Here is a 14799-nt window from a genome sequence, read left to right as displayed (position 1 = left end):
ATCGAAGATATTTTGCAGATAAACTATTCGATAGGCTCATTATTGCTAACATTACAGCGGTATGATGAAAAACGGATATACATAAAAAAAATTAATAAAAAAAGACCTAAAACAACTTTTAGATCTTTTATAAATTAAGGAAATAGCTAATTAAATTCCTAAAATTGATTTCAGCAAAATATTCACCTCATCTACATTCTTCACCTTATCTTTTCGCATCATCAGATTATTTCCTTCTTTGCCAGCTTTCTCTTTCAACTGAGCTTGTGCAGGGTTTTGGGTTAAATAAGAAATAATTTGTCTGAATTTATCGGTCTGATAAAACTTATCTTGCGGATTACTTGGAAAATAGCCTAGGAAAATTCCGTTTTTCATCACAATTTTTTCGAAACCAATCTCTGCAGCCAACCATTTTAGAGCAACACTTTTCAGTAAGTTAACAGCTTCACTTGGTAAGTTTCCGAAACGGTCTTTCAGCTCCAATTCAAATTTCTGCAGATCGTTTTCGTTATCTATTTCTGCTAATTTCTGGTAAAGCGATAGCCTTTCTTCGGTGCTCGAAACATAAGAATCCGGAAGCATCAATTCCAAATCAGTGTCTATATTTACTTCTTTTACCGATTTGAAAAGTTTATTCCTGTCTTCTTCATTTTCAAAAAGATTTTCAAAATTTTCATCATCTTTTAATTCTTCAAGCGCTTCCTGCATCATTTTCTGATAGGTTTCGAATCCCATTTCATTGATAAATCCGCTTTGTTCACCACCCAACAGATCTCCTGCTCCACGAATTTCCAAATCTTTCATCGCAATCTGGAAACCGCTTCCCAAATCTGAAAATTGTTCAATCGCTTCCAGTCTTTTTCTTGCATCAGAAGTCATCATATCAAAAGGCGGTGTAATCAGGTAACAAAATGCTTTTCTATTGCTTCGTCCTACTCTTCCTCTCATCTGGTGAAGATCTGCCATTCCAAAACGTTGCGCATCATTAATGAAAATTGTATTCGCATTCGGAACGTCTACTCCACTTTCAATAATCGTGGTTGCGACCAAAACATCATATTTTCCATCCATAAAATCCAGGACATTCTGTTCCATTTGCTTCCCTTCCATTTGTCCGTGTGCCGTAATCACTCTTGCATCGGGAACCAATCTTTGAATTAAACCTGCAATATCTTTCAGGTTTTCAATTCTGTTATTGATGAAATAAACCTGTCCGTCACGTTGCAATTCATAAGAAACTGCATCACGAATAATTTCTTCGCTAAAACCAATAATATTGGTATCTACCGGTTGTCTGTTTGGTGGTGGCGTTTTGATCACCGAAAGATCTCGTGCAGCCATCAAAGAAAATTGTAAAGTTCTCGGGATTGGTGTTGCAGTCAATGTCAAAGTATCAACATTGGTTTTCATTGTTTTGAGCTTATCTTTTACAGAAACTCCAAACTTATGTTCTTCATCAATAATCAATAAACCTAAATCTTTAAATTTCACTTTATCTGAAGCCAATTGATGAGTACCAATAACGATATCCATTTTACCGTCTTCCAGCCCATGTAAAGTTTCAGATTTTTGTTTCGCTGTTCGGAATCTATTGAGATAAGAAATATTCACCGGAAAATCTTTTAATCTTTCCTTGAAACTTCTGTAATGTTGAAAAGCCAGAATGGTAGTAGGAACCAAAATAGCAACTTGCTTACCATCTGTAGCAGCTTTAAAAGCAGCACGAATAGCAACTTCCGTTTTTCCGAAACCTACATCTCCACAGATCAAACGATCCATCACCCCTTCATCTTCCATGTCTTTTTTCACATCAAAAGTTGCTTTTTCCTGATCTGGAGTATCTTCATAAGCAAAACTTGCCTCCAACTCATTTTGAAGATAAGAATCTGGCGAATACTGGAATCCTTTTGCGGTTTTTCTTTCCGCATATAATTTGATCAAATCGAAAGCGATCTGTTTTACTCTCGCTTTTGTTTTTTGTTTTAATGATTTCCAGGCAGGAGAACCAAGCTTGCTTAGAACAATCTCTTTTCCATCCGGACCGTTGTATTTCGAAATTTTGTGAAGTGAATGAATACTTACATATAATAAATCTCCATTTTTATATGTAAGTTTAAAACACTCCTGAATTTTACCATCGTTATTGACTTTTACCAGTCCCATAAACTTCCCAATCCCGTGATCGATATGGGCGATAAAATCTCCAACTTTCAGCGACATTAGATCTTTCAGCGTTAACTGTTCAGATTTGGCAAATGTATTTTTAGCTTTATATCTTTGGTAACGGTCAAAAATTTGATGATCGGTGTAGACCAAAATTTTGTGATCGGGATCTACAAAACCTTCATGAAGTTCAGATTTAAAGCTTTTAAAAGCCAGCTGATGTCCCAGTTCATCAAAAATAGACACCAATCTTTCTTTTTGTTTTTCGGTAGAAAAAGAGATCCAGATATCAAAACCTTCCTCTTTTTTCTCCTGCAGATCATCAATCAATAACTGAAAATTTTTGTGAAACGAAGGTTGGGCTGTTTGATTAAGTTTTACTTCTTGAGAATTTACTCTTTCAATTCCTACGCTACTGAAATCAACCGTTTTAAATTTTTTATAGTCAAAAAGAAATTCTTCATCAGAAATAAAAAGTTCCTGTGGAGTACGGTGCGCAATATCTTTACTTAAATCCTCATATTTAGTCAAAGATTTTTCATAAAAAGTTCTCAGCTTCTGAAGACCTACAATACCGTTTTTAGAAATAATAAAACTTTCTTTCGGTAAAATTTCAAGAAAAGAAACCCTTGTTCCTGAAACCGAAAAATTCATATTTGAAACCAATTGAAAACCTTCTACTTTATCTACAGAAAGCTGGGTTTCGATATCGAATGTTTTAATATTTTCTACTTCATTTCCGAAGAAAGTAAGACGATAAGGTCGTTCGTTGGAATAAGAAAATACATCTACAATTCCGCCACGTACAGAAAATTCTCCCGGTTCGGAAACAAAATCGGTTTGTTGAAACTGATAATGATTCAATAATTCATCCACAAAATCAAAATCGAGCTGGTCTCCAGTTTTTATTTGGTGAGAAATCGCTTTAAAATCTTCTTTCTTCAAAACTTTTTCAGACAAAGCACCAATATAAGCTACAATAACTTTTGGAGATTTTTCTGAATTTATTTTGTTTAAAACCTCAGTACGCAATACCAAATTGGCATTCTGAGTTTTCTCTACCTGATAAGGCTCCATGTGAGTTGCCGGAAAATAAAGTATATTTTCTTTTCCCAGCAAATCTTCCATTTCGCTGTTTACATATAACGCTTCTTCTTTGTCATCAACAAGAAAAAGTAAAGTTTTTTTGTGAGTAAGAAAAAGCTCGGCTGCAAAAACCGAAGCCGAAGAACCGGCACTTCCTCTTACAGAAAGATGTGATTGGGCATCAATTTGCGTGAAAATTTCTTTTCCAAATTCATTTTTAAGCAAATCGGGGAGGAACTTTTCGTTGATATTTTTTAACTGCATAAATAATGTAGGTATAAAACGACAAAATCGATTTCAGAGAGCTCCGAAACCGTTTGATTTTATCAAAGATACGTTATTTTTTTATTTTTAAAATCATCCAAGCTCAATCAAATTTTAACATAAAAGAGGTTATTTCTTAATATCAATACAAAATGTTTTAAAATAAGTTAAAAAAAATAGGCATTCGCTTTAGGGCATAATCTTTGGAAATATAAACTACATAAACCAAAAAATAAAATATTATGAAAAATGCATTCAAAATTCTGGGGGCCTTAATGCTTCTTTTTACCTTCATGTCGATTTCCTCGTGCAGTAACGATGACGATCCGGCAGACAATGATTTTTTCGCAGGAACTTATAAAGGAAGTATTTCCTACAAAGATAACAACAATGATATCGCAACAGACAATGGTGAAGTTTTCGTAACAAAAATTGCAAGCGGAACCAAATACAACTTTAGATTTTCTAATGGAATTCCTGATCTTAACGGATTAGAATTTCAAAAACAAGGTGATCATACTTTAGTAATGGTAAATTCTAACGCTTTAGTGTATGTAAGAATTGACAATAACGAACTTAAGATGCTTTACACCGCAGATGGCAAAACATGGAGAGCCAACTGTACACGATAATACAATAACTATTCATTCATATGTTGCCCGTTTCCAAATTTGGAGGCGGGCTTTGTTTTTAATCTAACTTTCTAAAAATAAAAGCTTTAAAATATAATTTGAAATTATTTTAAAAGGACAATTGTAATCTAAAAAACATCAACAAATTGGGAAATACACAATATTTTTCTTATTTTTACAATCAAACACTTAAAATAATATCAAATATGTCAAAAATTTTACTCTTTTTTCTCAATCTCATTGCATTTATCCCACTTAATGCTCAAAGTTTTGAATACTCAAGAACCTGGGGAACATATATAGGCCCTGTAGGAGCTACATCCTGGACAGAAAGCGCAACGAAAACAATGCTATTTGACAGCCAGAATAACATCCATCTTACCGGTACAGCAATGGGATATCCTAACAACTACCCTTCTTCTTATTATGACCAGTTCAGAGTTGGAAATGGTGGTCAGGGTTTTAAGATAAACCCATCAATAATGAGTACAACCAATACTGTTGCAGCAAAAATAAATCCGTCTGGTAATGTACAAGCTTATGAATATTACAATTATTTATTAGACAATGACGGCTATAAGAAAAAACTAAAATATATTGACCACAACAATAATTACTATTATGAATATGCTGCATCTATAAATAATTTACCCATTGCGCCGACACAAAATGCCTGGCTGCAAAATTCCAATCATCCACAATTAGGTACAGTTTTAGCCAAACATTCCCCAAATGGCACTTTGCTTTGGGCAACTTATCTACCTGTGGGTAATCAAACTTATATTTATGGTCTTCTTGCAAACATAAGTATTGCTGAAGACGAATCGGGAAACATTTATCTTGCAGGCTCCAGTGATATTAAACAAAACATTACAACTCCGGGTACATTTCAAGACACTTATCAACTCTTATACAATCAAACAACTGAAATTCTTAACGGATACATTGTAAAACTAAACTCTAATGGTGAAAAAATCTGGGGTACTTATTTCCCTAGCCAAATTTATAACTTAAAATATTATAACAATTCACTATATATTGTAGGAGGACAAGAACCAACAGGTAATCAATACAACATTGCATCTGCAAATACATTCCAATCGCTTCCTGCCAATTTTAACCTTCAAAAATTCAATGCAGAAAATGGCACAAGACTATGGGGCACTTATTATGGGCACTCTGACGGATCCAGCAGAATTAGCAGCATAGACGTTAACGAAACCGGAGTTTTTGTAATGGGAGATGCACAATCGAATACCGCTACACAAGGCTACTTTGGAACTCAGGGAACACACCAAACAACGAATGCTGGAAGCTATGATCTATTTCTGAGTAAATTTAATTATTCCGGAGAACGCATCTGGAGTACTTATTTTGGGGGTACCGGTTTAGACCAGGCTTACTCATGTATGCAACCGCTCGCTTTAAACGGAAATGACATTTATATTACGGGCTGGACATACGGACTTGGAAATAATCTGGCAACACCAGAAACCTACAAATCATCACCAACATTAAATACAAATTTGGCTACCAATCAATTTTTTGTAAAATTCAATAGTAACGGGCAAAGAATCTGGGCCTCTTATTATGGAGATTCAAGTCTTGGCTATAATCTTCCTATCAATATTGCTGTTAATAATTCATCTTTATATTTATACGGAGAAACACTTGCTACCACGGGTTATTCAACTCCAAACAGTTGGCAACCACAAATTATAGACCCAAACAGTCAAAAAAAGAATGTTGCTTTTGTTGCAAAATTTGACCTTAAGAATCTTTCTACATCTGAGAATAATAAACCTGAGAAACTGAAACTTTACAACAATCCCAATAATGGTAATTTTTCATTAAAAGGCAATATATTGGAAAAAGAAACCTGCACTATTAAACTCTATGACATGACCGGAAAATTTATACACTCTCAGACTTTAGAAAAAAACAAGTCCCAAAACATCTATTTAAAAGAAAAACTTCTAAGAGGCACTTATATGGTACAAGTGAATGATAGCAAGAATAACAATCTCGCCAATATTAAAATGATTGTGAAAAATTAAAATTTAATTAAATCTGTCAAATTTGATTTTCATTTTGAGATTTTATATAACTTTACTTAAACAAAAAACAATCAATCAAATGAAAAAATTTCTTACTGCAATGTCCATTATTTTAGGATTAGGATTTGCAACCGCACAACAAGTTGCTCCTGCAACTAAAACAGCTGTAAAAACAACAACTACAAAAGCAGCACAACCTGTAAAAGCCACTGAAGCCAAAATGGCAAAGCCTGCACAAAAAATGAAAAAGGACGGAACTCCGGATAAACGATATAAAGAAAATCAGAAACTGAAAAAAGACGGAACTCCGGATAAGAGATATAAAGTTAACAAATAAAAAAGGCAGATAACTGCTATTCATAATCAAATTTTCAATAAGCCGATGCCTAGACCATCGGTTTTTTTATTTTTAAATTTTAAAATATTGTTTGAATTCTCTACTTATTTATAAATTTGAACCATGTTAAACTTTCTAAAGAAAAATGCAGCGTTGATTTGGGCAAAAAAGCATGTTCAAAAAGCTGAAGAATTCAAAAAAAATGCGGAAAATAATCAGGAGAAACTGCTGTTATCTCTTGTTGACACTGCTAAAAAGACTCTTTTTGGAAGAACATATGATTTTGAAAATATCAAGTCTGTAAAAGATTTTCAGGAGAAAGTTCCTGTTGCAGATTATGAAGATTTGAAACCTTACATTGAAAAAGTAAAACGAGGGCAACGTGATATTTTGTGGACAGAAACTCCCGAATATTTTGCCAAAACTTCAGGCACAACTTCCGGGTCTAAATACATTCCGATTTCTAAAGAAGGGATGCCTTTTCAGGTGAAAGGAGCTCAGAGTGCACTTTTCCATTATATTGCTAAGAAAAACAATGCTGATTTCGTAGGCGGAAAAATGATTTTCTTACAAGGAAGCCCGGAATTGGAAGAAGTTTTTGGCGTAAAAACCGGCAGACTTTCAGGAATTGTAGCGCATCACATCCCCAATTATCTTCAAAAAAACCGTTTGCCTAGCTGGGAAACCAACATGATGGAAGACTGGGAAGCCAAAGTGGATAAGATCGTTGAAGAAACGGAAAAAGAAAACATGACCTTGATCTCGGGAATTCCGCCTTGGCTGATTATGTATTTTGAAAAATTGATTGAGAAAAACGGTAAAAAAATCAAACAGATTTTCCCTAATCTTCAACTCATCGTTACAGGCGGCGTAAATTACGAACCTTACCGTGAGAAAATGGAAGAACTTTTGGGTGGAAAAGTAGATATTGTACAAACGTTTCCGGCTTCTGAAGGTTTTTTTGCATTTCAGGACGACTACACCAAAGAAGGTTTATTACTTTTAACCAATCACGGAATTTTTTATGAGTTTATTCCTTTAGAACAATACGGAAAACCCAATGCTCAAAGATTAACCTTGAAAGACATTGAGCTTAATAAAGATTATGCTTTAATTTTAACAACCAACTCCGGTTTGTGGGCGTATTCCATTGGCGATGTTGTTAGGTTTATTGATAAAGATCCGCACAGAATTTTGGTAAGCGGAAGAACCAAACATTTCACCTCTGCTTTTGGCGAGCACGTTATTGCTTTTGAAGTGGAAGAAGCGATGAAAGCTACCGTTGAGAAATTTCCGGCACAGATTACAGAATTCCATTTAGCTCCGGAAGTAAATCCGGAAGAAGGTTTGCCTTATCACGAATGGTTTATCGAGTTTGAAAAAGAACCTGAAAATTTAGATACATTTAAAAATGAACTGGATGATCAGTTGAGAAAACGAAACACCTATTATGATGATTTAATTGCAGGAAACATTCTGCAAAAACTTCATATTTCAAAACTTCAGAAAAATGCCTTTCAGGAATATGCAAAATCTCAGGGCAAATTGGGTGGACAAAATAAAATTCCAAGACTGGCAAATGACAGAAAAATAGCAGATCTATTGAAAATTTATAAGAAATAAAAACACCATAAAAATCACATTGCATGAAAAGATCATTGTTTGTTTTAGTTATCATTTCATTTACATCTTGTAGCTCTCTAAAATATAGCGTTACAAAAAATCCTGACAATTATAAAAATATAAAAGCCGGGAATAAATACACTTTTCATCAATCAGACGGAAGTAAAACACCTATGACAATAAGCTCGATCTCTAAAGACAGTATTATCGGGACCAAAAGAAAGGAGAGAATTTCGATTGCAAAAAACAATATTACAGAGATAAGAAAAGATAAAACAGCCATTGCTGTTGTTGCTACAGCCGGAGGAATCGCTGCCGCTACTGTCATTGTTATCGGTATAAAAAATGCTACTGACGATATACAGGATGTTGGTGCGGCGTTTGGGACTGGTTTAAATTAATTAGTAAAATAATCTTTCAAATATAAAATTTCTTCATTTTCTACTTTAATATTACAAAAAATATAAGATTTTCCCTTTTAATGAAAACGTATATTCAAAAAAAATTATAAATTTGGAAAACTAAAAAATTATAATGAAAGCATCTGTACTTTTAAAATCATCATTATTAACATCTTTATTTGTCATCTCATCTTGTGCAACAACAAAGTACAGTGAAGATATCGCACAGAACAACTATTCTAACCTTGAAGCGGGTAAAATATACATCGTTACTCACAAAGACGGTACTAAAAAACAGAAATTCTTATTCCGTAATATCGATGGAGATAATATCATCGGTACAGCAGGAAAAAAAGACAGTACAGAGGTAATCATCCCTAAATCAAACATTGCTGCCGTAAAAGACAGATCAAAAGCAAGAGTTGCAGGAGGTGCTGTTGTAATCGGAGCTGCCGCCGCCGCTGCCATTGTAGTAGGTTCTTTAAGAGCTGACTAAAATAGACATAATCTTTCAAAAGGTATTTTATTTATCATTTGAAAATAGAAAATACAGGTAGCCTTAAATGAATATTTAGGGCTATTTTTGTGGAATGATTTCTTTACTACCGCTCAAAACATTACAAAATGTAGAATTCAGAAATCTTCTTACCGGAAGATTTTTCATTGTTTTAGCTTTCAGAATGCTCGCCACATTACTTGGATGGTGGGTTTACAAACTAACTAAAGATCCTTTTTCTATCGGACTTATCGGATTATCGGAAGTAATTCCTGCGGTAAGTTGTGCATTATACGCAGGTCACGTTATCGATATGAATGAAAAGAAAAGACTTCTCCTGATTTGTAATTATGTATATGTTTTCCTGATTAGCTTGTTGTTGATTCCTGCATTTTTCGATGTGGAACTACATTTTACAGGTCACGAAATCACCTACTTTATTTATGGGGTTATTTTCTTTACCGGAATTGCAAGAGCTTTTATCGGCCCCATTGTTCCGTCGATGATTCCTAAAATTGTAAAGAAAGTAAATCTTCCGAGTGCAATTACTTTAAATCAGGCGACATTCTTAATTTCTTCAGTTTGCGGCCACGCTGCAGGAGGGCTTTTTATCGGATTTTTTGGAGTGAAATGGACCTTATTAATTATCGTCTCTCTATTATTGTTTGCTTCTCTTTTTTTCTGGCAATTAAAACAACAGTTTTCTGAACATAAAAAAGATGAGGTGAAAGTCTTGGAAAGTATGCGTGAGGGAATTTCTTATATTTTTAAAACTAAAGAAATTTTGGGAGCGCTTTGTCTGGATATGTTTGCCGTACTTTTTGGAGGTGCCGTTGCCATGATCCCTGTTTTTGCCACGGATATTTTAAAATCAGGAGCTGAAGGTTTTGGACTATTGAATGCAGCCTCAGATATTGGCTCAATGATTATTATCACGACCCTATCTTTAGTTCCGTTAAGAAAAAATCAGGGTAAAATTTTATTGGCTGTTGTAGCAGGTTTTGGATTGTGCATCATCGGTTTCGGATTATCGAATTATTACTGGTTATCTTTCATGTTTTTGGTATTAAGCGGAATTCTCGACGGGATTTCGGTTGTCATCCGCGGAACTATTGTACAATTGAAAACTCCAGATCATATTCGCGGAAGAGTTTTAAGCGTAAACTCAATTTTCATTATGTCGAGCAATGAAATGGGACAGTTTGAGAGTGGTCTCATGGCCAAGGTCTTAGGCGTAGTAAGGTCAGTCGTTTTTGGTGGGAGTATGACGGTCTTAATTGCTTTAATTGTAGGAAGCACCAACTCAAAATTAAGAAAAATGCAATATTAAAAGCATTTTACCGTTATACTATGATATATAATAAAAACTTTAATGTAAAATTAATAAATTCTTTATATTTGTATTAACAAATTTTTCGAAAATGAAAAAAACTCTACTCTTTTTTTTAATGATTATAACGCAGATGATTTTTGCACAATCCAGCTCAGACTGTGGTGGAACTGTGCAAGTTTGCGGTAATACACCTATCTCTTTTACACCCACCGGACCGGGTGATATTAAAGAAGATTTAGGAGGATGTATGACATCTGATGAGCACTTTTCTATCTGGTATACTTTTACCGTAGCTACATCAGGAACTTTAACATTCACCATCGTTCCCAATGCGATGGCAAATGATTATGACTGGGCATTGTATGGCCCAGATGTAGCGTGTAGTAGTTTAGGGGCACCTATTAGATGTAACTATTCGGGAACTTCTGGTCTTACCGGATTAAATTTCACCAACACAAATACTACATCTGATGCTACAGGATCTCCATTCTGTTCATTTATGAATGTTGTGGCGGGACAAACCTATTACATCGTTGTTGATAACTTCTCGCAATCTGCCAACGGGTTTGTATTAAACTGGGGTGGAACAGCGACATTGGTATCACCATTTACGGCTGCATTTCAGCCAAATCCATTCATTGCTCCAGGAAGCCCGGCAGCAAACCCAACAGCACCGAATGAAGTTATTGTTTGTACTGAACCTCCTGTATTTGATTTCAGTACACTATCTAGCGGAATTATCAACGGTAATCCTAATTTTGTTGTTTCGTATTATAAGATTTCAAATGATGCAATTAGTGGGAACAATCCTATATTAGGACCAATTCCTGTGAATACAACTGACACTTATTACTATGTAATTACTTATGTAGATCCAAGTGCACCCGGTGGAGCCATCAGTAAATGTAGACTCCCTGGAACCTTTAAATTTGTGCAACGTGCAATTAATGTAGTGGATGCTACTCTAACTAGTTGTAACAACAATAATGCGGGAACTGCAATGTATGATTTAACAACTGCAAACGTAATAAACGACCCTACAGTTATCAAGAAATACTATCCTACCCTTGCAGATTTGAATAATGGAACCAATGAAATCACCAATCCTTATCAATATGTATCTGCAGTAGGTTCTGTTTTTGTTTTGGTTACTTCACAATTTGGATGTACTGATATTGCCGAAATCAAATTAACTTTTTATCCTGAGATAATTGTAACTGAAGCTACATTGAGATCTTGCTTTCTTGAAATTAATCCATCAACAGCACAATTTGATCTTACAGTAGCAACTGTTAATATGCAAGGCTTTGCGAAGAAGTATTATCCTTCAGAGGCCGATGCCATAAACCAGACCAACGAAATACTACTTCCAGCAACTCATATCGCCCCTACCGGATATGCATATGTAAGAGTTTCTAACGGTAATGGATGCTATAAAATTGCAAAAGTAAATTTAATTGTTATTTTACCTGTATACTCAACCGTTTTGGTAGATAAAATTATCTGTGCAGAAGACAAAACAACTTTAGACGCAGGCCCAGGATTTAGTAGTTATCTATGGAGCACAGGTGCTACTACTCAAACGATAAGCAATGTAGGAGTAGGAACATACTGGGTAAAATTAAAAACTGGCGACTGTACCGCAAAACAAAATGTAAAGGTTTATGCGTCTGAAATACCGGTTATTTCAAGCATTGAAATTTCAAATAGTACAATTACTGCGCATGTTATTGGCGGTATGCCTTCTTACCAATACTCACTTGATAACATAAACTGGCAAGACGTTAACGTTTTCACCAATATTTCAAGAGGAGATCACACTGTTTTCGTTAGAGACAACTACAAGTGTATACCTGTTCAAGTAAATGTAGTCGTACCAAATATTACGAATGTAATTACTCCAAACGGGGATGGTATGAATGATGTAATTGACTACTCTGCATTATCAGGAAAACAAAATTTAGTTCTGAGTATTTTTGACAGATATGGAGCAAAAATCTACCAAGCTGATAAAACGAATGGTTACAAGTGGGATGGAACCTCTAATGGAGGCAAGAAAGCTTCAACGGGTAACTACTGGTATTCGGTAACGTGGAATGAAAACAACAAACAAAGTACTCAAGTTAAATTCTCTGGATGGGTATTATTGAAAAATAGAGAATAATAATCAATACAAATTATAAAAGAGTCGCCTATTAAGCGGCTCTTTTATATTTTAAATGATATATCGCTTAATTAATTAAATTTTTGTTAAATTTGTAATTAAAATCATTTAGAAATGAGAAAACTACTACTTTTTTTTATTTTAATCACTTCCCAACTATATTATTCACAATCAGATTGCATATCTGCAATACCTGTTTGTGGTAATTCTGGCTTTTCCTACAATTCACAAGGCCATGGTAACATTCCTGAAGAACTTGGAGGATGTTTAGCAACCGATGAAAGATATACGGTTTGGTATACATTTACTATTGCGACTTCTGGAACATTAACTTTTACTATCGATCCTGCTGTATTTGCAGATGACTATGACTTTGGTGTATACGGACCCAATGTAACATGTGCAGCTTTAGGAAACCCTATCAGATGTAATTATTCAGGAGCCGATGGACCAACAGGGCTTTCATTATTAGCAACTAATCCCAATGGAGGTGGAGGAACACCTGCACAACCTGCACAATGGAGTAGTTTTATGGACGTCGTTGCCGGTGAAACTTATTATTTGGTAATTGATAACTACTCTCAATCAACAACTGGTTTTTCTTTAAATTGGGGAGGTACAGCAACATTGACTTCAGCTTTTACAAATCCTGCCTTAACTCCAAACCCATTTATTACTCCTGGAGTACCTAATGCTACAGATCCAACTCTACCTAACGAAATTTTAAAGTGTAATCTACCTACGATGTTTGACTTCACTACATTATCGGCAGGAATTATCAATGGAAATACTAATTTTACAGTTACTTATCATAATGATAACAACCAAGCAATTGTAGGAACCAGTCCTTTGACAACAGCAATGGTAGATGGAACGACCATTTATTATTATCGAATTAAATACACAGACCCGACCAATCCGACCAATCCTATTAATGGATGCTTCCAATTAGGAAAATTCAAATTCAGACAAGGAAATATTGTACCTAAAAATGCAACACTCCAAGCATGTAACAACAACGGCGCAGGAACTGGAACCTACAATCTTAATACCGCAGATGTTTTTGATGATGCGACTGCTATAAAAAAATACTACCTTACATTAGCAGATTTGAATGCAGGAATTAATGAAATACCAAATCCTACAGCTTATGTATCTGCACCTAAAATAATTTATGTTAAAGTGTCATCACTTGAAGGCTGTACAGCATACTCTACAATTACTTTAGAGTTCTTCCCTGTAGTGGTGGTTACACCGGCATATTTAGAGTCTTGCTTTATTGAAGGAGCTATTACAACTGCTTCTTTTGATCTTAGACTAGCTAATGTAACCTCTCAATCAGGAACTACAAAAAGGTTTTTCACAACGATGGCAAATGCTTTAGCTGGTACTAACGAAATTATCCCTGCCAACAATTACATTACAACAAGCACAGACGTATATGTAAGAGTAACTAATAATGATGCCTGTTATGCGATTACAAAAATTACATTAAAAGTTTTACCACCAGTAAAATCAACGGTTCTTAAAGACAAAACAATTTGTGTTGAAGATAAAACTACACTAGATGCAGGACCTGGATTCAGTGAATACGAATGGAGTACAGGTGCTACAACACAAGTTATTTCAAATGTTGGTGTAGGTGCTTATTGGGTAAAATTAAAAACTGGTAAATGTTTTACACTTCAGCAAGTACATGTTTATGCTACACAACAACCAGTAATTGCAAGCATCGACATTACCAATAATACAATTACGGTAAATGCATCGGGAGGTTCTGCACCATACCAATATTCATTGAATGGAACAGACTGGCAAGACTCTAATGTATTCTCAGGATTACCAAGAGGTGAAAATAAAATTTTCGTTAAAGATTCATTTGATTGTAACCCTGTCCAAATACAAGTTACTGTCCCTAATCTTGTAAATGCCATTACTCCAAATGGAGATAATGTTAACGACGAAATAGACTACTCTGCATTAGCCTACAAAAAGAATTTATTATTCGTTGTTTATAACAGATACGGTAATAAAATCTATGAGGCTGATAAAATAAGAAACTTCAAATGGAACGGTACTTCAGGAGGTAAAAAAATCCCTACAGGAACCTACTGGTACACCATTACTTGGAATGAAAATGACAAAAACAATACACAAACCAAATATGACGGATGGGTATTGGTAAAAAACAGAGAATAATAATTTTCCTCAATCATAAAAAATCACCTCAGCAATGGGGTGAT

At 34.8% G+C, this 14799-nt stretch carries 10 protein-coding genes; 9 read left to right on the top strand and 1 reads right to left on the bottom strand.

Annotation, left to right across the window (positions count from 1 at the left end; all coding sequences use genetic code 11):
- Positions 1-150: 150 nt before the first annotated feature.
- Positions 151-3513, bottom strand: coding sequence for a transcription-repair coupling factor (gene mfd / locus AB671_RS15315; RefSeq protein ID WP_066676566.1), 3363 nt, complete (start codon positions 3511-3513; stop codon positions 151-153).
- Between the two features lie 242 nt (positions 3514-3755).
- Between mfd and AB671_RS15310 the strand changes: the two genes are divergently transcribed.
- The 9 genes from AB671_RS15310 (at position 3756) to AB671_RS15270 (ending at position 14755) form a co-directional block, all read left to right on the top strand.
- Positions 3756-4145 carry a hypothetical protein gene (locus AB671_RS15310; RefSeq protein ID WP_066676564.1) on the top strand — a complete coding sequence of 130 codons (390 nt, stop codon included), beginning with the start codon at positions 3756-3758 and terminating at the stop codon, positions 4143-4145.
- Positions 4146-4351: 206 nt separating this feature from the next.
- A complete protein-coding gene (locus AB671_RS15305; protein WP_066676562.1) occupies positions 4352-6202 on the top strand; it encodes a T9SS type A sorting domain-containing protein in 1851 nt (616 codons plus the stop codon).
- A 79-nt stretch (positions 6203-6281) separates the two neighbouring features.
- Positions 6282-6539 carry a hypothetical protein gene (locus AB671_RS15300; protein WP_066676560.1) on the top strand — a complete coding sequence of 86 codons (258 nt, stop codon included), beginning with the start codon at positions 6282-6284 and terminating at the stop codon, positions 6537-6539.
- 123 nt (positions 6540-6662) lie between these two features.
- Positions 6663-8162 (top strand): GH3 auxin-responsive promoter family protein, encoded by a 1500-nt coding sequence (locus tag AB671_RS15295; RefSeq protein ID WP_066676558.1) that lies wholly within the window; start codon positions 6663-6665, stop codon positions 8160-8162.
- Positions 8163-8185: 23 nt separating this feature from the next.
- Positions 8186-8563 carry a hypothetical protein gene (locus AB671_RS15290; protein ID WP_066676556.1) on the top strand — a complete coding sequence of 126 codons (378 nt, stop codon included), beginning with the start codon at positions 8186-8188 and terminating at the stop codon, positions 8561-8563.
- Positions 8564-8696: 133 nt separating this feature from the next.
- A complete protein-coding gene (locus AB671_RS15285) occupies positions 8697-9059 on the top strand; it encodes a hypothetical protein (RefSeq protein WP_066676545.1) in 363 nt (120 codons plus the stop codon).
- A 94-nt stretch (positions 9060-9153) separates the two neighbouring features.
- Positions 9154-10389: an MFS transporter gene (locus AB671_RS15280; RefSeq protein ID WP_066676544.1), complete on the top strand. Its 1236-nt coding sequence runs from the start codon at positions 9154-9156 to the stop codon at positions 10387-10389.
- A gap of 91 nt (positions 10390-10480) precedes the next feature.
- Positions 10481-12556: a gliding motility-associated C-terminal domain-containing protein gene (locus AB671_RS15275; protein ID WP_066676543.1), complete on the top strand. Its 2076-nt coding sequence runs from the start codon at positions 10481-10483 to the stop codon at positions 12554-12556.
- 114 nt (positions 12557-12670) lie between these two features.
- Positions 12671-14755, top strand: a complete 2085-nt coding sequence (locus tag AB671_RS15270; protein WP_066676542.1) for a gliding motility-associated C-terminal domain-containing protein — start codon at positions 12671-12673, stop codon at positions 14753-14755.
- Positions 14756-14799: the final 44 nt, after the last annotated feature.

It is taken from the genome of Chryseobacterium sp. BGARF1 (assembly GCF_001677955.1).
GTDB lineage: Bacteria > Bacteroidota > Bacteroidia > Flavobacteriales > Weeksellaceae > Chryseobacterium.
Note: the sequence above shows the minus strand (reverse complement) of the source record. Positions and strands in the feature narration are given on the sequence as shown.